A 19148-nucleotide genomic window follows, 5' to 3' on the forward strand; every position below is an offset into this window, starting at 1 on the left:
TGGATTCCGGCTCTTCGCTGCGCTACGGCCGGAATGACGGGCGCGTCCTTTCCCTCCACCATCGCATCCTACCCCTTCACCGCACCGACCATTAGGCCCCGCGCGATATGTTTCTGCAGGAAGGCCGCGATGACGATGACCGGCACGATCATGATGACGATCAGCACGGACATGTACCACCATTGCGGGCCGCGGGTGGTGTTCTGGGCCGAGACCAGCACCGGCATGGTCTGCGCATTGGCATTGGAGAGGAAGAGCGCCAGCAGATACTCGTTCCAGGCCAGGATCAGCACCAGCATGAAGGTGGCGGCGAGGCCCGAGCGCACCAGCGGCAAGGCGATGGTGAAGAAGACGCGGAACTTGGAGGCGCCGTCGATCTCCGCACTTTCCTCGAGGTCGAGCGGAATGCCGGCGAAGAAGTCACGCGTCAGCCAGACCACGATGGGCAGGTTGACGGCGGTGTACGTCGAGATCAGCGCCACCTGCGTATCGAGCAGCTTTAGGTTCTGGAACATCACATAGATCGGCAGCACGGCCACGATCGGCGGCATGATGCGGTTCGAGATCATCCAAAACTCAATATCGTTGTTGCCGAGCGCCGCCTTGAAGCGGCGGCCGATGGTGCCGAGGATCAGGAAGAACAGCACGATCGCGGCCACCGTCGCGACCTGCCAGGGCACGGCGAACTGCGTCACGGCCAGGATGATGCCGATAACCAACAGGATGAAACAGATGACGGCAGCGATCTTCACCTGGAAGCGGATGCGCACCAGCGCATAGGCAGCGAGCGAGCCGAACAGCAGCGCCAGGATGGTGCTCGACAGCGCCACGATGATCGAGTTGACATAGGGCCAGAGCGTATTGTTCTGGAACAGCATGAAGTTCCAGGCACCGAGGGTCGGCTTGAAGTCGACGAAGGGGATGTAATAGGGCCCGGCATCGACCTGGATCTGCACCTTCAACGAGGTGACCAGCACCCAGTAGAGCGGGAACAGCACCACGAAGGCCCAGCCGAGCAAAGCGAGATAGGTCAGCGCCTTGGGCACCGGCGCCATCTCGTCGAGGCTGCGGCGCTCGAACAGGCGCTCCATCAGCGAGCGTGTATCGGGAGCCGTGCTCATCACTGATATCTCCTGGTGGGCCGCACCACGAAGTTGAAGAAGGAGACGCAGGTCACCGTCGAGACGAACAGGAGGAGATAGCCGACCGCCGCAGAGCCGCCGAGATCCTGCGTGCGCCAGGCGATGAAGGAATGCAGCGTGAGGGATTCGGTGGCCAGGCCCGGTCCACCGGCCGTCAGCACGTTGGGCATGTCGATGATCTTGAAGGCCTCGATCAGGCGGATCAGCACCACCGTCGCCGCCACAGGGGCGATGGAAGGCCAGGTGATATCCTTGAAGATCTGCCAGGGGCCGGCGCCGTCGAGATGGGCGGCTTCGAGCTGGTCGCGGGGCTGGTTCTCCACCGCCGCCAGCAGCACGATGAACATGAAGGGCGTCCACTGCCAGGTATCGCCGATCATCACCATCAGGCGGGCCGACCAGGCTTCCGTCGCCCAGGACCATTGGCTGACGCCAAGGATCTGGCTGAGCGGGGCGAAGGGCCCCTTCTGCATGTCGGCGAGCATGCGGAAGATGTAGGCGACGCCCACCGGCGTCACCATCACCGGAATGAAGAAGATCACCCGGAACCAGTTGCGGGCGCGGATCGGCTGGGCGCAAAGCAGCGCCAGGCAAAGGCCGAGCAGGAACTGGAAGAACACACCGACGAAGACATAGAGCAGGGTGTTGAGCAGCGTGCCGGGAATGGCGCCGCTGAAGGCCGTGGCAAGCACCACATACCACATGCCGGTGATCAGGCTCGCCGTGACCAGCCGGCCGAGAAAACCGAGCAAGGTGAAGCCCGTCATGGCGAAGCGCACGAACCAGGCCAGCATCAGGGCGACGACGGCCAGCAGCAGTACCCATTCGAGCGGTCCGAGCGCCTTCAGCGTGCCGAGGAAGTGATATTGCTGCACCCCCAGGAAAAGGCGGTTGTAATTGTAGAGCCCGATGAAGGTGAGCTTGAAGCCGCCGGCCGCCAGCGCAAAGCGCGACAGGGAGAGATAGGCCGAGGCGATCAGCGGAAAGATGGCGAAGGCCAGCAGGATGAGCACGGCCGGCAGCACCATGATGCGGCCGGAATGCCGGTCGAGCCACTGGGACAGACGCTCCCGCCGGTCGGTTTCATTGGGGATGGTGACATTGACGGCCATGCTGTGCCCGGTATTGCGAGACATAGCCGGGAACGCGCAGTGACTGGGACCGCGGACGTCCCCGTCCGCCTCTTGGAAACGGTACGGGAGCAGGAAGAGAAGAGCGGACGGGGACGTCCGCGGTCCCAGTCACATCGCCTCTTCAACCGGCCGCGGCGAACAATCGCCACGGCCGGATCTTCGAGCGCTTACTTCGCGCCGAGCGTGTTCTTGTAGAACTTCAGCTGGTCGTCGGTGCCGATCTGGTCGTTGAGGTCCTTCCAGCCATCGGAGATCGTCTTGATGGTGGTGTCCTCGTCGATCTCACCGGCGAGGAAGCGTGAGATCGCCTCATCCAGCACGACCTGCTGATATTTCTGGTTCTGCGGGATGCGCAGGTCCAGGATCATGTTCGGGCTGTTGAGGCTGTCCTTGATGGCGCCCAAATATTGCGCCGCGGCCTTCTCGCTCATGCCGCCTTTCTTCCAGCTGTCATTGTAGGACAGCTGCGACAGGCGATAGGGATTGAAACCGGTCTTGCCGATGGTGACGTCGACATTCGACTGCGCCGGCGCGCTCATATAGGAGAAGAAGGCGTAGGCCGCATCCTTCACCTTGTCGCTCGCCTTGGCATTGATGCCGCCGCTCCAGCCGCCGAAGGCCGCATAGGGTGCATGGCTCACGCCGTCGATGGCATTGGGGCAGCTGTCCTTGGTGCAGGCTTCGAGCTTGCCCGTATCCCAGTTCAGCACTTCCTTGGAGCCAGGCATGATGCTGGCGCCGGTCTTGTCGATCACCTTGGAGGTGGCCGGGTCTATGGCAAGCACGCCGACGTCACCCCAATCGAGGTTGAGGGCGCATTTTCCGGACGTGAACAGCGGACGAGTGTCGGAGACATCCATGTTGAGTTCGTCCGGCGGACCATACTTGGACGACTCCTTCAGGAATGCCAGGGCCTTGCGAAAGGCCTCGTTGTTGACAAGCGGCGTCATGTCCTTGGTGTTGAAGAAGGTGCCCTGCGAAGTTCCCTTCGACTGGGTCATCGCGCCGACCACGTCGGTGACGAACCAGTAGCTCTGGGCATTGCGCTTCTTGGCGATGCAGGAGCCGTAGACCTTCTGGCCATCGACTTCCATGCCGTTCAGCTTCTTGGCATCTTCCAGATATTCGTCCCAAGTCGTCGGTGGCTTGAGCCCGGCCTTGTCGAAGATATCGCTGCGATAATAGAGCATGTGGAAGTCGCCATCGAGCGGCACGAGATAGGTCTTGCCGCCATAGCTCGAGGAGAAGTCGCGGAAGAACGGCGCGATGTCGGTCCACTCGATGCCCTTGTCCTTGGCGACCCGGTCGCCGATGTCTTCCAGATAGCCGCCGGCTACATAGTCGACCATCCATTGCGGCGCGAACACCGCCGCATCGACGGAATTGGTGCCGCTGGCCCAATCGGTCAGGACCTTCTGGTAGAGGTCGGAGAAGGGAACCGCGATCACGTTGATCTTGGCGCCGGTAAGCTTCTCGAATTCAGGAGCACGCCTCTGCAGAGGCTCCTGAATCGCACCGGTCTGCGTCATGACATTGACGGTCACGCCGTCAAATTCGCCAGCAGCGGCAGGCAATGCCGTGGTGGTGAGCGCAACCGCCATGAAGGCAGCGCTGAAAACCCCTGATTTAGAAGCCATCCAATCCTCCCGATTTCATGCTTTTATTGTCGTGCATGTCACTGCAGACGGTCTTGCGGTGTAACAATCCACTGCAGGCGTGGGATTATCCATCGCCGCTGACAAAACGTCAAATGTCGGAGCATTCGTTTTAGCAGTGCTGCTCTCGTCCGGGGGTGCCGGGAAAGGGGCTTCCCAAAGGGCGCCTCGGCGGCGCCTGCCGGATACGCCCCACTCGAACATCTACCTCCCTAAGTCACGTCTAAGTCTCGGTCGCTACGCTCACCAACATTCACTGCACGAATGCACTCGATACTTCCCTGAAGATCGATGTCTTTCCGTTGTGCCGAACCCCGATTGAGGCCAAGATGAGTTCCGCAGGAAATGATGCTGTCTCGTTATCCTTGAACAAGGTTCCAGAGGTCACGCTGATCTTCTGGGCGATCAAGATATTATCCACCACTGTGGGCGAGACCGCCGCAGACCTGCTCTCGATACGGCTCGATCTCGGCCTCACCCTCACCTCCTGGGTGATGAGTGTCGCATTCGTGATTGCCCTGTTCTTCCAGCTCAGGGCGCCGCGCTACACAGCGCCTCTCTACTGGACAACAGTGGTGCTCATCAGCATCGTCGGCACGCTGATCTCCGACAATCTGGTGGACGGCATGGGCATCAGCCTGGTCACCACCTCGATGGCTTTTGGCTTCATCCTCGCCGGCGTATTCGCTGCCTGGTATTCCAGCGAGCGCACGCTCTCCATCCACTCCATCGTGACGCGCCGCCGCGAGCTCTTCTACTGGGCCGCCATCCTCTTCACCTTCGCGATGGGAACGTCGGTCGGCGATCTCCTGGCCGAAAGCATGGACCTTGGCTATGATCAGGCGCTGATGGTGTTCGCCGCGATGATCGGCGTGGTTGCCTTCCTGCGCTATGGCATCGGGATGAATGCCATCCTGTCGTTCTGGCTCGCCTATATCCTGACGCGGCCCCTGGGTGCTTCCCTGGGCGACCTCCTCGCCAAGCCGGTCCTCGCCGGCGGGCTCGGCTGGGGTACGGTAACGACCAGCCTCGTGTTCCTCGCTGTTATCCTGTTTGCCGTCTCCTATCTGGCGATCCGCAAACCAGACGAGATTCCGCTGAACCAGGCGTAGAGCGTTTTGCCTTCAGATCGAAACACCAAGAACCGCAGAACGCATCTGGTGCCAACGCGTCAATCTGGGAATCCGCTCCTGCCTGAATGCATTTTTCTCTAAAGCGTTTTGCGATTTGATAGCATCGGGAAGAATCGCAAAGACGCGTCGAAACAAAGAGTTAGAGCAAAGCAGCGTCTACGCTTAGACGCGCTTTGCTCCAGACCTCGCGGGCTTCGATACGGTTGACGCCCGATGCCACGTCAGCCGCGCGCCTTGGCGCTTCTTCCCGGCATCGATCAACACAGGAATGTCTCATGCTGAACCACGCCATCAGGATCGCGCTGGCGAGTGCCTTCGCCTGCCTTGCCGCCACCACCATCGCCCGGGCCGATTGCGAAAGCGACATGAACCAGCTCGAAAAAGCTTTGCAGACGCCCAATCTGTCTACTGCCGCGAAAGCCGCGCTCGAGGAAGCCAAGACGCGGTCGGTCGCCGCCCTCAAAAAGGACGATGACGCCGCCTGCCACAAGGCCATCGAGACGGGCCTGAAGAAGGCCGGCATCCCGATGCAATAAGGCCCATCCCCCGAACAGAAGCAGCACCCGATCATGGAGACGGGTGCTGCCTTATCTTGTCGTTCGGCCGCTGACAAAACGTCAAATGTCGGGGCATTCATTCCGGCTGTGTTCCGGATAGCCGGCACCAGGCAGGAACTTTACCCGAGGGCACAAGTTTTCAGTGAGAGGTTCGCCTGCGTGGCACGCCCATGGCCGTGCTGTCCGGACATCCCGGACTGTCCATCCCATCCAAACCTGCCACCGCCGAACCCGGCCCCCACAGGTGATGGTATAGCGACATGATCGACAGCATGATTCCCCACGGCGCTCTTGTTCTCATCGGCGATGGCCGGAAGGCCCTGTTCCTCCGCAACAAGGGAGCTCCCGCCCGCCTGCGCTTCGAGGTGGAGGATGTGTTCGAGCAGGACAATCCATCGACCTCCGAACAGGGCACCGACCAGCCCGGCCGCGCCGTGACCGGCGTGGGCACCGCCCGCAACGGTGCCATAGAGGGGACAGACTGGCATCGCCTTGCCGAAGAGCGTTTCGCCGTCGAGATCGCCGACACGCTCTATCGCCGCATCCATGCCGGCCGTCGCGAGAAGCTGGTCGTGGTGGCGCCGCCCAAGGTGCTGGGCGAGATGCGTAAGGCCTTCCACAAGGAAGTCACCGCCTGCATCTCGGCCGAGGTGCCAAAGGAGCTGACCTCCCATCCCGTGGCGGAGATCGAGAAGATCCTCTCGGCGCTGTAGCACAGGAGGCGCGACCGGTTCCCGGGTGCGCAGGCATATTGCCTGCATCTTCCTATCCGACCAGCAAGGCGTTCGTATCGGTGTGCCCATCCACCAAGCGCCCGGTTTCCCAGCGGCGGACAAGATGTCCGCGCACCCCGGCAATCAGGCTTGCACGCGGTCGAGCTCCGGCAGCAGCACCACGCTTTCCTGCTCGTTGGGATCGGTGCGCGCGATCACGGCGCGGCAGGGCTCGGTGTCGCTGAGATTATAGGGCAGATGCGGCATATTGGCGGGAATGTAGAGGAACTCACCGGCGCGGGCGATAAGGTGGTGTTCGAGCTTCTCGCCATAATGCATGCCGGATTCGCCCTCCAGCACATAGATCGCCGTCTCATGGGCCTCGTGCTTGTGCGCCTTGGCGCGGGCGCCGGGCGGGATGGTGACGATCTGCAGGTGGATGGCCCTGGCGCCCACTGTCTCGGCGGAGATGGCCGGCGCATAGGAAAAGCCCTGCTTGCCCACGAAGGCTGCCTGGCTGTGCATCACGGTGCAAACGGGATCCGGGTTCGATCTGGCTGGCTTCTCGGTCATAGGGAAATCTCCGACAGGGGATGGCCGATAGGCTCATTCCCCTCATAGCTCCGCTGCAGTTAGCGCCTCCCGCGTGACCGATCTGTGACTGACGGCGTGCTAAAGCGTTTTGCGATTTGACGGAATCGGCAAGAATCGCAAAGACGCGTCGAAACAAAGAGTGAGAGCAAAGAAGCGTTCACGCTTGAACGCGCTTTGCTCTAGCGTTCGATCAGCATGGAATCGCCGAATTCATGCGTGCGGTAGTTCCAGGCCTCGGCCATCAGGGAGAGACGGTGGAGCAGGACATCATCGGCAAAGGCTCGCAGCAGCTCGAAATGGCTCTCCCCCGGCTGATGCACGCCGGTGACGATCGCATCGACGATGCGGAGCGGCGTGTCCGGCCCGATACGCCCGCGCGCCACGCCTGGCCCGGCGCTGATATGGCCGATGCCGACCGCCGCCGCCTCCAAGGCCCGCACCACGCTGGTGCCGACGGCGATGATGCGGCCACCCGTGTCCTGCGTGCGGGCCACCGCGGCCGCGGTGGCGGCGGGAATGCGATAGCGTTCGTCCAGCGGGAAGCGCCGGTCGAGCAGGGGGTCGCCGGTGGAGGAGATCCCCGCCGCATGGGTGAGGGTGGCAAAGCGGACACCAAGCGTCCGCCAGGTGTCGATCGTGCGCCAATCGAGCGCGAAGCCGGCCGACGGAGCCTCGAAGGCGAAGGGCTCGGCGGCGATGACCGTCCAGACATCCCACAAAGCGAGCGTCTCAGGCACATGGGCATACTGGATCGGCAGGCCGTGGCGGGCGAGGCCGGCGAACAGGCCTTCGCAATCCCCCTCGAAACGCAGCGCCAATAGCCGCGGATGGTCGAGCAGCCCCTCGACAACAGCGGTGAGCGGCCCCAGCGTGAGACGATCTCCAGTGACGAGCGGCGGCGGCAACGGCCGATCCTCCGTGCGGATGCGATGATCGCCCCCGCCGAAGGCCACGGCGACGAAGCGCAGCGGATCATCCGGCGACAGCCAGGCGGCGAGCCGGATCTCGACGGGCGCTCCGCTCGCCTCGTGCCGGCCCTGCAGGCTGGCGGGCAGCGTCGCGGCGTCATTGGCGATGACGAGATCATCGGGCCGGAACAGGAGGCCGAGCGCCTGGCGCGGCAAATGGCGGATACGGCCTCCGGCATCGGCGGCGAGCAGCCTGGCGCCACCCGGATCCGGGCTGTCGGCAACGATCATCGCTGCACCTCCGCCGCGGTGTCGGCATCGAGGGCAGAGCGGATGGCTGTGATGATCTCGGCTGCCGCATCCTCCGGGTGTTTCAGCGTGGCGGGATCGGCCTCAGGCACCGCCAGTGCATGCAGCGGCGTATCCATGTCGCCGGGGTCGAGCGAGAGGAAGGCCACGCCCTCTCCCCTCGCCTCCTCGGCCCAGATCCCAGTGAGATGGCGCAGCGCCGCCTTGCTGGCACCATAGGCGCCCCAGCCGGCATAGGCGGTGACGGCGGCGTCGCTGGAGATGTTGACCACCACCGCGCCGCGCCCCTCGCGCGCCGAGGCCGCGAGAGCGCCGAAGAGAGCCTTGGTCAGCCGGAAGGGCCCGACGAGATTGGCCGCCAGCGCCTGTTCGAGCTCCTCGCATTGGGTGTCTGCCAGCAAGGCGAGCGGCACGGGGCCGAGGCTCGAAGCATTGTTGATGAGGACGTCGAGCCCACCGAGCAGGCCGAGAATCTGCAGGCTGATGGGATGGATGTCCTCCTTGCTGGCAATATCGCCGACGATGCCATGGGCGCTTGTCTCGCTGGCGATACGTTCCACTGCGCCCGGCGTCCGGGCGATGAAGGCCACGTGCGCGCCCTGGGCTGCGAGGTTTCGCACCAGCGCCAGCCCAAGGCCCGACGTGCCGCCGGTGACGGCCACGCGCAGTCCTCGCAGAGGGGTCTGAATGGGCATGATTCGATGTTCCTTCGTTCAACGAAGGTATTGTCATAGAAGTTCAAGTGAACTTGAAGTCAAGAGCCGATCATGCTCTTATTCGCCGATGGATACCGTGCTCCCCATCAGCGAAATCGCGCGCCGCAGTGGCGTCGCGTCCTCGGCCCTGCGCTTCTACGAGGAGCGCGGCCTCATCACCTCGGAACGGGCGGGCTCCGGGCACCGGCGCTATCCGCGCTCGACGCTCAGGCGCATCGCCTTCATCGTCTTCGCCCAGAAGATCGGGCTGTCGCTCGAGGAGATCGGCGCGGAACTCGCCAAGCTGCCCGAACATCGCGTGCCCTCACGCGAGGATTGGCAGAAACTCTCGGGCGAATGGACGAAGCGCATCGACCAGCGCATCGCCGAGCTGCAGCGCCTACGGGCCGGTCTCAGCGAATGCATCGGCTGCGGCTGCCTGTCGATCGACCGCTGCCACCTGGCCAACCCCGCCGACGAGGCCGGCCGCCGGGGGCCGGGCCCGCGCAATTGGGTGGGGTAGGCAATGATCTGGACTCCAGCCGGAGCGGGATGGCGGGTTCGTTGAATCGCAATCCCGCTCCAACTCTTTGTCTTAGCGTCGCACCGCCTCACACCGCCGACGAGTTCCAGCACGCCGGCGAACCAGAACACGCTGAAGGTCGACCGCATCGTGTCTGTGGGCGAGCGGACAATACGGATGACGACGGGGACGCTTGGCGCTTATTCAGATCCCTGCCCTTGTTAAACGGAGGCATCCTCCGTATATGACCGAAACGGAGCATCCCTCCGTATAACGTCTATGCCAGCACGCAACAATGGCGCGTATCTGGACCAAGAGGACATCATGACACAGGCTTTCAACGCAACCTCCACCACCGACGATGTGTTGGCGGGCGTGGATCTCTCAGGCAAACGCATTCTGGTGACGGGGGTATCGGCGGGTCTGGGCGTGGAGACAGCCCGCGTCCTTGCCGCCCATGGCGCGCACGTGGTCGGCGCCGCGCGCGACCTTGCGAAGGCACAGGCCGCCACCCGGCTGGCTCAAGAGCAAGCGCAACAAAGCGGCGGCGCCCTTGAGCTGATCGCGCTCGACCTTGCGAGTCTGGCAAGCGTGCGCGCCTGCGCCGACAGCCTCACCGCGCAGGGCAAGCCCTTCGACCTCGTGATTGCCAATGCCGGGGTGATGGCGACCCCGTTCGGACACACGGCGGATGGTTTCGAAACGCAGTTCGGAACCAACCACCTCGGCCATTTCGTGCTCGTCAACCGCATCGCGCCCTTGCTGCACGATGGCGCACGGCTCGTCAATCTTGCCTCATCCGGCCATCGCTTTTCCGATGTCGATCTGGACGATCCGAATTTCGAACGAACCGCCTACGAACCCTTCGTCGCCTATGGCCGTTCGAAGACCGCCAATATCCTGTTCGCCGTCGCTTTCGACCAGCGTCATCGCGGGCGTGGCGTACGCGCGGCAGCGGTGCATCCCGGCGGCATCCACACCGAACTCGCTCGCCATATGGATCCAAGCCAGCTCCAGGCGATGGTCGATCAGCTTACCCAGCAACTCGCCGCCGAAGGCAAGCCTCCTTTCCAGTTCAAGACGATTCCGCAGGGAGCGGCGACGTCGGTCTGGGCTGGCGCGGTCGCTCCCGCGGAAGAGATCGGCGGCCGCTACTGCGAGAATTGCCATGTCGGCCGGATCGTCCCGGATGACGCGGTGATCAGCGCGATCAGCGAAGGCGTGCGCGGCTATGCTCTCGACGTCGCTCATGCCGATGCCCTGTGGGCAAAGAGTGAGGCGATGGTGGGCGAACGCTTCTGAACCGTAAAGGCCTGCAGCATCGGGCGCCGCCCCCCGGCGGGCTCACGGGTTCGCCCCGGCAATCCAGGAACGCCACCCCTGGCCAAAGTCGCAACTGGATGCCCGGGACAAGCCCGGGCATGCCAAAATCCACGCCTCTCTCCACCAGGTATCGCTTACCCGTGCGATATCTCAGCTCGTCAGCATCACGGCCTTGACATCCTTGTCGACGTGAGGCTCGAACTTGCGGAAGTTCTCGGCGAAGAGGCCGACCAGCCTCTTGGCCTGCGCCTCATAGGCAGCCTTGTCGGCCCAGGTCTTGAACGGGTCGAGCACATGCGTCGGCACGCCGGTGACCGCCGTGGGTACCTTGAAGCCGAAATGGCGATCGGTGCGGAAGCCACCGCCTGCCAGAGTTCCATCGAGCGCCGCGGACAGCAAGGTACGCGTCCACTGGATCGGCATGCGCCGTCCGGTTCCATAGGCACCGCCCGTCCAGCCGGTGTTCACCAGCCAGCAAGTCACCTCGTGCTCGAGGATGAGTTCGCGCAGGAGCTTGGCATATTCGGCCGGATGGCGCGGGATGAACGGGGCGCCGAAACAGGTCGAGAAGGTCGGCTGGGGCTCGGTGACGCCCCGCTCCGTTCCGGCGACCTTGGCCGTGAAGCCTGATAGGAAGTGATAGATCGCCTGGTCGGGCGAGAGCTTGGCGATCGGCGGCATCACGCCGAAGGCGTCGGCCGTCAGCATCACGATGGTCTTCGGCTGGCCGCCGCGCCCTGTCGGCGAGGCGTTCTCGATGAAGTGCAGCGGGTAGGCGGCGCGGGTGTTCTCGGTCCAGGCCGCGCCATCGAAGTCGATCCGGCGCGTCACCGGATGCATGGCGACGTTTTCGAGGATGGTGCCGAAGCGCTGCGTGGCTGCATAAATCTGCGGCTCGGCGGCGGGATCGAGCTTGATGGTCTTGGCGTAGCAGCCGCCCTCGAAATTGAAGACGCCGTCGGGGCCCCAGCCATGCTCGTCGTCTCCGATCAAGGCGCGATCGGACGAGGCAGAGAGCGTGGTCTTGCCGGTGCCCGACAGGCCGAAGAACACAGCGACATCGCCATCCGCGCCAATATTGGCGGAGCAATGCATCGGCATCACGCCCGCCTCGGGCAGGGTGTAGTTGAGATAAGTGAAGACCGATTTCTTCATCTCGCCGGCATAGGCGGTGCCACCGATCAGGATGATGCCGTTGGTGAGATCGCAGGCGATCACCGTCTCCGAACGGATGCCGTATTTGGCGGGATCGGCCTTGAAGCTCGGCAGGTCGATGATGGTGAGGTCAGGCCAGAAGCCGACGAGGTCGGCGGCGGGCGGACGGATCAGGAGATTGCGGATGAAGAGGCTGTGCCAGGCATATTCGGTGTAGACGCGGACATTGATGCCATGGGCCGGGTCGGCGCCGCCGCGAAGATCCTGGACATAGAGTTCCTTGCCGGTGGCGTGCCAGAGCATGTCGTCGAGCAGCTTGTCGAAGGCCTGCCGGGTGATGGCGTTGTTGTTGTCCCACCAGACCTTCTCCTCCGTGGCGTCCTCGCGCACCACGAACTTGTCCTTCGGCGAGCGGCCGGTGTGGCTTCCCGTGTCGACGACAACAGCACCATTGGGGGAGAGCAAACCTTCGTTTCGGCGGATGATTTTTTCGACCAGCGCGGCTTCGTCGAGATTAGCGAAGACGGCGGCCAGATTGTTGAACTGAATCGGCTCCGGCGTGGCGGGATTACCGCCTTCGATGATCTTGAACGTCATCGTCTTCTCCTTGCACTGTGTGTCGGGACTCCTTCCCGTCATGATGGACCATCATGCATATTCCAATCCTGGAGCAAAGCGCGTTTAAGCGTAAACGCTGCATTGCTCTAACTCTTTGTTTCGACGCGTCTTTGCGATTCTTGCCGATTCCGCCAAATCGCAAAACGCTTTAGCGTCCATTCGCCCTCCCGGCGATGCCGGCACCCTTTTCCTGCCATAGTGGGCAATCGCTTCAGGTTAGTTTGGCGCTTTCCTCGCCGTCATTGCGAGCGCAGCGAAGCAATCCAGGGGTCGAAGGGCAGTGTCCGTTGCCACTGGATTGCTTCGCTGCACTCGCAATGACGAATGAGGCTGTACTACACCCCATCATCTCTGGCGTTTCGCTAACCCCGAGTGATTGCCCTGGGACGCCATCGCCTCCCCTTGCGAGCGAGAGGCGGAACCGCTTTGATGGCGGATTGGGGAGCCGGCGCAGAAGCGTCGCGTCCAGCCGTCGGCAGGGAGATGACAGGTCAGCCATGGCAAGCGTTTCTCCGATTCTGGTCGACCGGCTGCTGGCGATCTCGCGCGCCCTTGCCGGGCACACCAACCCGGGCGAGGCCTTCCGCGCCACCGCCGTCGAGATCGGCAAGCTGATCCCGCACGACCATATGGACGTCGCCGTGCTCCTGCAGGAAGGCGCCAGCCATGCCTGCTATGAGGCGGGCTATCACACGAGCTGGAGCAGCCTCGCCGAGCAGCCGCTGCCCACCAGTCGCAGTCCCGTCCGCGCGGTGCTGTGGGGCGATATGCCCTACCTTCTCGCCGCCGACGCCGTCGCCGATCCGCGCTTCCATTTCGACGGGGCCCTCGACGGGCCGATCTACTCCGCCGAATTGCGCAGCCGCATCGTGGTGCCGCTCAGGGCGCGGGGCGAGATCGTCGGCGCCCTGAATATCAGCCGGCACGACCGGGACTGCTATTGCCTCGAGGATGTCGACGTCGCCCAGCAATGTGCCGACTTCATCGCGCCCTACATCTTCGCCCTGCTGCAGGCAAACGAGGCGCAGCGGGCCGTCCTGGCGGAGGCTGAGGCTCGCAACCGGGAAGAGCTCCTGCGCGTCGGCGCCTCCAGGCTGACGGAGGGCATGGAGCGTGAGCGCCGCCGTATGGCGATGGACCTGCACGACCAGACGCTTGCCGATCTTGCCCGTGTTGCCCGCCAGATCTCCGCACTCCGCAGCCAGGGCGTGGCGCGGGCGGGGCAACTGGCGGACCTGGAAGCGGAGGTCGTCAGCTGCCTCACGGAACTGCGCCACATCGTCGACGACATGCGCCCGAGCGTGCTCGAACTCTTCGGCTTTCGCGACGCCGTCGAGGCCCACCTCAACCGCAGCGTCAGCCGCGCCAAACCGCCGATCGCCGTCGGCATTGTGGATAGCAGCGACGGTAGCGCCGACGACCTGCCGGAGACCACGCGCACCGCCCTCTACCGGATCGCCCAGGAAGCGATCAACAATGCCGTTCGCCATGCCGACGCCGGCCGCATCGAGGTCCATATCGGCTCGACGTCGGCCGAACTCGTGGTTGCGGTGATCGACGACGGCCGGGGCTGCGATCCGCCTGCCGCCGTCGCTTCCGGCGGCGTCGGCCATATGCGCACCCGTGCCGCCCTCATCGGCGCGCGCCTGGAGATCGGGCGCGCCAGTCGCAAGGGCGGCACACGGGTGGAGATTGCCATCGACCGCAAGGCCGGCGACGATGAAGCGGCACCGCCGCGGGTTGAGTCGGCCGAGGCCGGGCAATGACGGAGAACGATGCGATGCTGGTGATGATCGCCGAGGATGACGGATTGCATCGCAGCTTCGCCCGCGGCATCGTGGAGCAGCTCTGGCCCGGCGAGGTCGAGGTGATCGAGGCTGCCGATGGCGACGGCGCCATCGATCTTGCGCTGAAGCGCGAACCACCCTGCGTGGTGCTCGACCTGCAATTGCCCAAAGCGACGGGCATCGAGGTGGCCCGCACGATCTGGAGCCGCCGCGCCGACACCCACATCCTGTTCTGGTCCAATTTCGCTGATGAGGCCTATGTCCGCGGCGTGGCGCGCATCGTGCCGCCCGGCTCGGTCTACGGCTATGTCCTGAAATCGGCCTCCGAGGAAGGCATGCGTTCGGCGCTTCGCGGCGTCTTCCGCGAGGGGCATTGCATCATCGACCGCGAGGTGCGCGGCATCCAGCACCGCGTCCATGACCGGCTGGAGGGCATCACGGACACCGAATATGAAAGCCTGATCGACATCGCGCTCGGCCTCACCGACAAGGCCATCGCGCATCGCCGGGGCCTGTCGACGCGCGGCGCCCAGAGCCGCATCCAGCATCTCTACGACAAGCTCGGCCTCGCCACGGTTCCAGGCGACGGGACCTCGGTCTTCAATTCGCGCACGCGGGCAATCTATCTGGCCCTGGCCCGCGGCCTGATCAATGTCGATGCCCTTAAGCGCGAACAGAAGCGCTTCGATGACTGGCTACACCAGGCGGGGGATCTCGGCGATGATTCCTGATAACCAAAGGCCTTGAGGTTTGGCTTGTCATTCCCGGCCGAGCTTCTCGCGAGCGTAGCGAGAGAGTGCGAGGGGAAGGGAATCCAGGGGCCTACAGGCGCGGAACTTTTGGCCCCTGGATCCCCTTCCCGGGCCTTCAGCCCGCCGGGGATGACAGCCTCATTCTGCACCGGCGCGTCTACGGATAAGATCGCCGACATCAGCTGGCCTCTGCATGAATACGCAACACCGACTGTGCAAACGCACAGTCGATCTTGTCGCTTGCCTCGTATCGACACGGCCCCGGCGCGCCTAGCCTCGACTTCAACAATCAAGAAGTTCGGGGAGACGCCAATGCCTTTCGTCAACATCCAGATCCTCAAGGGCCATCCTCAGAAGCGCAAGGACGAGATCGCGCGCCGCGTTACCGATGCGATCAGCGAGGAGACCGGGTTGCCGAAGGAGGCGATCTGGGTGGTGTTCGAGGATGTGGCCGCGCCCGACTGGTATGTCGGCGGCAAGACTGTGGCCAAGTCCGAAAACTGAAGACCATGGCCGTGCAAACCCGCCCGACAGGCTTTGCCGACATTGTCGGCGATGCGAGCCTGGAGACATTGGCGACCGGCTTCGGCTTCCTCGAAGGCCCGGTCTGGCACCCTTATGAGAAGTGGCTGGTGTTCAGCGACATCCCCAACAGCCGGATGTATAGCAGGAGCCCGGCCGGCGTGGTGGAGATCTTCCGCGATCCTAGCAACATGGCGAACGGCAACACGCTGGACCGCCAGGGGCGGCTGCTCTCCTGCGAGCACGCCACCAGCCGCGTCACGCGGACGAGGCCTGACGGCAGCAGCGAGGTTCTCGTCACCCACTATGGCGAGAAGGCGCTCAACAGCCCGAACGACATCGTGGTGGCCGCCGACGGCGCGATCTATTTCACCGACCCCATCTATGGCCGGCGCAGCTATTTCGGCGTCCCGCGGCCGCAGGAACTCGCCTTCCAGGGCGTCTACCGGCTCGACGCCGCCGGCCTCACTTTGCTGGCGGACGATTTCGCCCAGCCCAACGGCCTGTGTTTCTCGTTGGATGGCTCCCGGCTCTTCGTCAACGATACCGCGCGCGGGCACATCAGAGTGTTCAGCGTCGAGGCCAGCGGTCATCTTGGCGGCGGGGCCGTCTGGGCGGAGACGAAAGGCGATGGGCCGGGGGCGCCCGATGGCATGAAGATCGACAGCTGCGGCAATCTCTATTGCTGCGGGCCCGGCGGCATTCATGTCTTCGACCCGTCCGGTGGTATAGTGGGCGTGATCGCGACGCCGGAACCCTGCGCCAACTTCACCTTCGGCGACGATGACTTTCGCAGCCTGTTCATTACCGCATCCAGCACCTTGCACCGCTTGCGGGTGCGCGTGCCGGGACTGAGACTGTTCTGAGCCGACAGGGTCGGCCCAGCTCCAAATGACCTCCGGCCGAACCGGCGGCGAACGGCGCTCCAGCGCCACAACTGAAGCTGCCGGCAGCCACGCCGGCATGACGATCAAAAACGGGAGGATGTCGAAATGAAGAAGCTACTTGTCCTGAGCGCGCTCGCGAGCGTTCTCGTCGCCACCACGACCCTTGCCGACACCAGCGGCAAGAAGATCGCCTTCTCCAACAACTATGCCGGCAATTCCTGGCGCCAGGCCATGCTCAAGAGCTATGGCGCCGTCACCCAGAAGGCGGTTGCCGACAAGGTCGTCGCCGCGGCCGATGTCTTCACCACGGCCGACAAGGAAGTGCCGACCCAGGCCGCGCAGATCCAGAACCTGATCCTGCAGGGCTATGACGCCATCGTCATCAATGCCGCCTCCCCGGATGCGCTCAACGGCGCCATCAAGCAGGCCTGCGACGCCGGCATCGTGGTGGTGTCCTTCGACGGCATCGTTACCGAGCCCTGCGCCTATCGCGTGGTCGTCGACTTCAAGGCCATGGGTAATGCCGAAGTCGCCCAGATGGCCAAGTTCCAACCCAAGGGCGGCAACCTCCTGGAGATCCGCGGCCTCGCCGGCACTTCGATCGACGATGCCATCCATGCCGGCATCCTCGAGGGTGTCGCCGCCAATCCGCAGTTCAAGATCGTCAGTTCGGTGACCGGCGACTGGGACCAGACCACGGCACAGAAGGCGGTGGCGACCGTGCTGCCCTCGCTGCCCGACATCATCGGCGTGGTGGACCAGGGCGGTGACGGCTATGGTGCGGCCCAGGCCATTGCCGCCGCCGGCAAGCCCCGCCCGACCATCATCATGGGCAACCGCCAGGATGAATTGCAATGGTGGAAGGAGCAGAAGGACAAGGATGGCTACACCACCTGGTCCGCCTCCATCGCGCCGGGTGTGTCGAGCCTTGCCTTCTGGGTGGCCCAGCAGGTGCTGGACGGGCGCAAGGATATCCCGCACGATCTGCTCGTGCCCTATCTCGCCTTCACCCAGGAGAATTTCGAGGCGGCCCTGCCCACCATCGAGAAGGGCGGCGTCGCCAGCCACGAATACACCCAGGACGAAGCCCAGGCCGCCATCAAGGCGAACATCAAGTGAGACTGCGGTCCTCGGTGCAGTATCGACCACTAGAGCAAAACGCGTTTATGCTTAAACGCATTTTTGCTCTAACTCTTTGTTTCGACGCGTCTTTGCGATTCTTGCCGATTCCGTCAAATCGCAAAACGCTATAGTGAGCAAGGAGCGAGCGTGCCGGCCGAGGTAAGCAGAACCATCATCAGGCTGGACGGCGTCGAGAAGCATTTCGGCGCCGTCCGCGCCCTCGACGGGGTCGATTTCGCCGTCGCCGAGGGCGAATGCATCGGGCTTGTCGGCCATAACGGCGCCGGCAAGTCGACGCTGATGCACATGATTGCCGGCACGCTCTCGCTGAGCGGCGGGCGCATCACCGTCGGCGATACGGTGGAGGACTCCTATTCCATCCTGCGGGCCCAGCAGCGTGGCATACGCTGCGTGTTCCAGGAACTCTCGCTCTGCCCCAACCTTTCGGTGGCGGAGAACACCCGCGTCAGCCACGCCGCGCTTCGGGGTTTCGGCTGGCGGCACCGGGCGGCGACCCTGATCTCCGCCAAGCTCGACGAGATCTTTCCCGGCCACGATATCTCGGCTTCCGACATCGTAAGCGATCTCTCCATCGGCCGGCGGCAGATGGTGGAGATCGCGCGCGCCTTCACCGTCACTGACGAGCCGCTCGACCTCGTCATCCTCGACGAGCCGACCTCCTCGCTCGATGCCCAGACCGCCGGCCAGTTGCTTGCCTTCGTCCGGCGTTTCGTCACTGGTGGCAAGAGCTGCATCCTGATCTCCCACATCCTCGGCGAGGTGCTGGGGAATACCGACCGCATCGTGGTGATGCGCGACGGCAAGGTGGTGGTTACCGACGCGGCGAAATCCTTCAATCGTATCAGGCTGGTGGCGGCGATGGGCTCCGTCGAGCCGCGCCAGAAGGCCGCCGCCGCGGCTGCCATCGTGCGGACGACGAGCCTCGAACGGGTGAGGGCCCGCCCGGAACGCCAGACCGATGGCGAGGAACTGGTCGCCCGCGAGGGCGAGATCATCGGACTTGCCGGGCTCGCCGGCCATGGCCAGACCGATCTACTCCTGGCCATCTATCGTGCCGCCGAGCGCCGCCGGCCCGGCATCAGCGTGACCGCGCCGGTCGCCCTGGTGGCCGGCGACCGCCAGTCGGACGGCATTTTCCCGCAATGGTCGATCGCCGCCAATATCGGCATCCGCTCGCTGAACCGGCTGCGCAGCGGCCTCCTGATCTCGCCGCGCCGCGAGGCCGACCTTGCGCAGGACTGGCAGAAGAAGATCAAGATCCGCACGCCCGACATGACCAACAACATCCTCTCGCTGTCCGGCGGCAACCAGCAGAAGGCGCTGTTCGCCCGCGCCCTCGGCTCGGACGCGAAAATCGTGCTGATGGACGACCCGATGCGCGGCGTCGATATCGGCACCAAGCTCGAGGTCTACGACCTCGTGCGGGAGGAGGCGCAAAAGGGCCGCACCTTCCTGTGGTACACCACCGAAACCGACGAGCTCGACAATTGCGACCACGTCTATGTCTTCCACAATGGCCGCATCGTCGCCAACCTGGCGCGTTCCGAATTGACGGAAGAGCGGATCATCCACTCCTCCTTCAGCGAGGCAGGCTGAGAT

General features: G+C 63.9%; 18 protein-coding genes. 11 read left to right on the plus strand and 7 right to left on the minus strand.

All coding sequences use genetic code 11. The features are described 5' to 3' along the window. Nucleotides 1-68: 68 nt before the first annotated feature. The 3 genes from QQL24_RS24135 to QQL24_RS24145 form a co-directional block, all read right to left on the minus strand. Nucleotides 69-1121, minus strand: a complete 1053-nt coding sequence (locus QQL24_RS24135; RefSeq protein ID WP_284314844.1) for a carbohydrate ABC transporter permease — start codon at nucleotides 1119-1121, stop codon at nucleotides 69-71. Further along, nucleotides 1121-2278 (minus strand): carbohydrate ABC transporter permease, encoded by a 1158-nt coding sequence (locus tag QQL24_RS24140; RefSeq protein ID WP_284314845.1) that lies wholly within the window; start codon nucleotides 2276-2278, stop codon nucleotides 1121-1123. The genes QQL24_RS24135 and QQL24_RS24140 overlap by 1 nt, the downstream gene beginning before the upstream one ends. 164 nt (nucleotides 2279-2442) lie before the next feature. Then, nucleotides 2443-3912 carry an ABC transporter substrate-binding protein gene (locus tag QQL24_RS24145; RefSeq protein ID WP_284314846.1) on the minus strand — a complete coding sequence of 490 codons (1470 nt, stop codon included), beginning with the start codon at nucleotides 3910-3912 and terminating at the stop codon, nucleotides 2443-2445. Between the two features lie 383 nt (nucleotides 3913-4295). On the opposite strand from QQL24_RS24145, the gene QQL24_RS24150 reads away from it, so the two are divergent. The 3 genes from QQL24_RS24150 (at nucleotide 4296) to QQL24_RS24160 (ending at nucleotide 6333) form a co-directional block, all read left to right on the plus strand. Further along, complete coding sequence (locus QQL24_RS24150; RefSeq protein ID WP_284314847.1) at nucleotides 4296-5042, plus strand: COG4705 family protein; 747 nt, start codon at nucleotides 4296-4298, stop codon at nucleotides 5040-5042. Nucleotides 5043-5338: 296 nt separating this feature from the next. Beyond that, nucleotides 5339-5599 (plus strand): hypothetical protein, encoded by a 261-nt coding sequence (locus QQL24_RS24155; RefSeq protein WP_284314848.1) that lies wholly within the window; start codon nucleotides 5339-5341, stop codon nucleotides 5597-5599. 281 nt (nucleotides 5600-5880) lie between these two features. Continuing rightward, a complete protein-coding gene (locus QQL24_RS24160; RefSeq protein ID WP_284314849.1) occupies nucleotides 5881-6333 on the plus strand; it encodes a baeRF12 domain-containing protein in 453 nt (150 codons plus the stop codon). A 144-nt stretch (nucleotides 6334-6477) separates the two neighbouring features. Here QQL24_RS24160 and QQL24_RS24165 read toward each other — a convergent pair whose 3' ends face one another. The 3 genes from QQL24_RS24165 to QQL24_RS24175 all read right to left on the minus strand — a co-directional run bounded on the left by QQL24_RS24165 (nucleotide 6478) and on the right by QQL24_RS24175 (nucleotide 8839). Further along, nucleotides 6478-6858: a cupin domain-containing protein gene (locus tag QQL24_RS24165; protein ID WP_284314970.1), complete on the minus strand. Its 381-nt coding sequence runs from the start codon at nucleotides 6856-6858 to the stop codon at nucleotides 6478-6480. Between the two features lie 248 nt (nucleotides 6859-7106). Beyond that, nucleotides 7107-8126 (minus strand): S-adenosylmethionine:tRNA ribosyltransferase-isomerase, encoded by a 1020-nt coding sequence (locus QQL24_RS24170; protein ID WP_284314850.1) that lies wholly within the window; start codon nucleotides 8124-8126, stop codon nucleotides 7107-7109. Further along, complete coding sequence (locus tag QQL24_RS24175) at nucleotides 8123-8839, minus strand: SDR family NAD(P)-dependent oxidoreductase (protein WP_284314851.1); 717 nt, start codon at nucleotides 8837-8839, stop codon at nucleotides 8123-8125. The genes QQL24_RS24170 and QQL24_RS24175 overlap by 4 nt, the downstream gene beginning before the upstream one ends. An 88-nt stretch (nucleotides 8840-8927) precedes the next feature. Between QQL24_RS24175 and soxR the strand changes: the two genes are divergently transcribed. Together soxR and QQL24_RS24185 are read left to right on the plus strand one after the other, a co-directional pair. Continuing rightward, nucleotides 8928-9362, plus strand: a complete 435-nt coding sequence (soxR, locus tag QQL24_RS24180; RefSeq protein WP_284314852.1) for a redox-sensitive transcriptional activator SoxR — start codon at nucleotides 8928-8930, stop codon at nucleotides 9360-9362. 324 nt (nucleotides 9363-9686) lie between these two features. After that, entirely contained in the window at nucleotides 9687-10664 is a 978-nt protein-coding gene (locus QQL24_RS24185) for an SDR family NAD(P)-dependent oxidoreductase (protein ID WP_284314853.1), read from the plus strand. Between the two features lie 171 nt (nucleotides 10665-10835). On the opposite strand, the gene QQL24_RS24190 is transcribed toward QQL24_RS24185, so the two are convergent. After that, complete coding sequence (locus QQL24_RS24190; RefSeq protein WP_284314854.1) at nucleotides 10836-12437, minus strand: phosphoenolpyruvate carboxykinase; 1602 nt, start codon at nucleotides 12435-12437, stop codon at nucleotides 10836-10838. A 518-nt stretch (nucleotides 12438-12955) separates the two neighbouring features. Here QQL24_RS24190 and QQL24_RS24195 point away from each other — a divergent pair. The 6 genes from QQL24_RS24195 (at nucleotide 12956) to QQL24_RS24220 (ending at nucleotide 19145) form a co-directional block, all read left to right on the plus strand. After that, nucleotides 12956-14224, plus strand: a complete 1269-nt coding sequence (locus QQL24_RS24195) for a GAF domain-containing sensor histidine kinase (RefSeq protein WP_284314855.1) — start codon at nucleotides 12956-12958, stop codon at nucleotides 14222-14224. Between the two features lie 14 nt (nucleotides 14225-14238). Then, a complete protein-coding gene (locus QQL24_RS24200) occupies nucleotides 14239-14976 on the plus strand; it encodes a response regulator transcription factor (RefSeq protein WP_284314971.1) in 738 nt (245 codons plus the stop codon). Nucleotides 14977-15309: 333 nt separating this feature from the next. Then, nucleotides 15310-15501 carry a tautomerase family protein gene (locus QQL24_RS24205; RefSeq protein WP_284314856.1) on the plus strand — a complete coding sequence of 64 codons (192 nt, stop codon included), beginning with the start codon at nucleotides 15310-15312 and terminating at the stop codon, nucleotides 15499-15501. Nucleotides 15502-15506: 5 nt separating this feature from the next. Continuing rightward, on the plus strand, nucleotides 15507-16385 hold the full coding sequence (locus QQL24_RS24210; RefSeq protein WP_284314857.1) for an SMP-30/gluconolactonase/LRE family protein: 879 nt from the start codon (nucleotides 15507-15509) through the stop codon (nucleotides 16383-16385). Nucleotides 16386-16511: 126 nt separating this feature from the next. Then, nucleotides 16512-17525, plus strand: a complete 1014-nt coding sequence (locus tag QQL24_RS24215) for a substrate-binding domain-containing protein (RefSeq protein ID WP_284314858.1) — start codon at nucleotides 16512-16514, stop codon at nucleotides 17523-17525. Nucleotides 17526-17675: 150 nt separating this feature from the next. Beyond that, nucleotides 17676-19145, plus strand: coding sequence for a sugar ABC transporter ATP-binding protein (locus tag QQL24_RS24220; RefSeq protein WP_284314859.1), 1470 nt, complete (start codon nucleotides 17676-17678; stop codon nucleotides 19143-19145). Nucleotides 19146-19148 lie beyond the last annotated feature (3 nt).

It is taken from the genome of Labrys miyagiensis, assembly GCF_030160835.1.
GTDB classification, from domain to species: domain Bacteria; phylum Pseudomonadota; class Alphaproteobacteria; order Rhizobiales; family Labraceae; genus Labrys; species Labrys miyagiensis.

Coding starts and splice junctions, on each gene's coding strand:
- QQL24_RS24155 (WP_284314848.1), top strand. CDS start 5,339: ATGCTGAACCACGCCATCAGGATCGCGCTGGCGAGTGCCTTCGCCTGC.
- QQL24_RS24215 (WP_284314858.1), top strand. CDS start 16,512: ATGAAGAAGCTACTTGTCCTGAGCGCGCTCGCGAGCGTTCTCGTCGCC.
- QQL24_RS24165 (WP_284314970.1), bottom strand. CDS start 6,858: ATGCACAGCCAGGCAGCCTTCGTGGGCAAGCAGGGCTTTTCCTATGCG.
- QQL24_RS24175 (WP_284314851.1), bottom strand. CDS start 8,839: ATGCCCATTCAGACCCCTCTGCGAGGACTGCGCGTGGCCGTCACCGGC.
- soxR (WP_284314852.1), top strand. CDS start 8,928: ATGGATACCGTGCTCCCCATCAGCGAAATCGCGCGCCGCAGTGGCGTC.
- QQL24_RS24205 (WP_284314856.1), top strand. CDS start 15,310: ATGCCTTTCGTCAACATCCAGATCCTCAAGGGCCATCCTCAGAAGCGC.
- QQL24_RS24160 (WP_284314849.1), top strand. CDS start 5,881: ATGATCGACAGCATGATTCCCCACGGCGCTCTTGTTCTCATCGGCGAT.
- QQL24_RS24140 (WP_284314845.1), bottom strand. CDS start 2,278: ATGTCTCGCAATACCGGGCACAGCATGGCCGTCAATGTCACCATCCCC.
- QQL24_RS24195 (WP_284314855.1), top strand. CDS start 12,956: ATGGCAAGCGTTTCTCCGATTCTGGTCGACCGGCTGCTGGCGATCTCG.
- QQL24_RS24145 (WP_284314846.1), bottom strand. CDS start 3,912: ATGGCTTCTAAATCAGGGGTTTTCAGCGCTGCCTTCATGGCGGTTGCG.
- QQL24_RS24135 (WP_284314844.1), bottom strand. CDS start 1,121: ATGAGCACGGCTCCCGATACACGCTCGCTGATGGAGCGCCTGTTCGAG.
- QQL24_RS24185 (WP_284314853.1), top strand. CDS start 9,687: ATGACACAGGCTTTCAACGCAACCTCCACCACCGACGATGTGTTGGCG.
- QQL24_RS24170 (WP_284314850.1), bottom strand. CDS start 8,126: ATGATCGTTGCCGACAGCCCGGATCCGGGTGGCGCCAGGCTGCTCGCC.
- QQL24_RS24190 (WP_284314854.1), bottom strand. CDS start 12,437: ATGACGTTCAAGATCATCGAAGGCGGTAATCCCGCCACGCCGGAGCCG.
- QQL24_RS24210 (WP_284314857.1), top strand. CDS start 15,507: ATGGCCGTGCAAACCCGCCCGACAGGCTTTGCCGACATTGTCGGCGAT.
- QQL24_RS24200 (WP_284314971.1), top strand. CDS start 14,239: ATGCTGGTGATGATCGCCGAGGATGACGGATTGCATCGCAGCTTCGCC.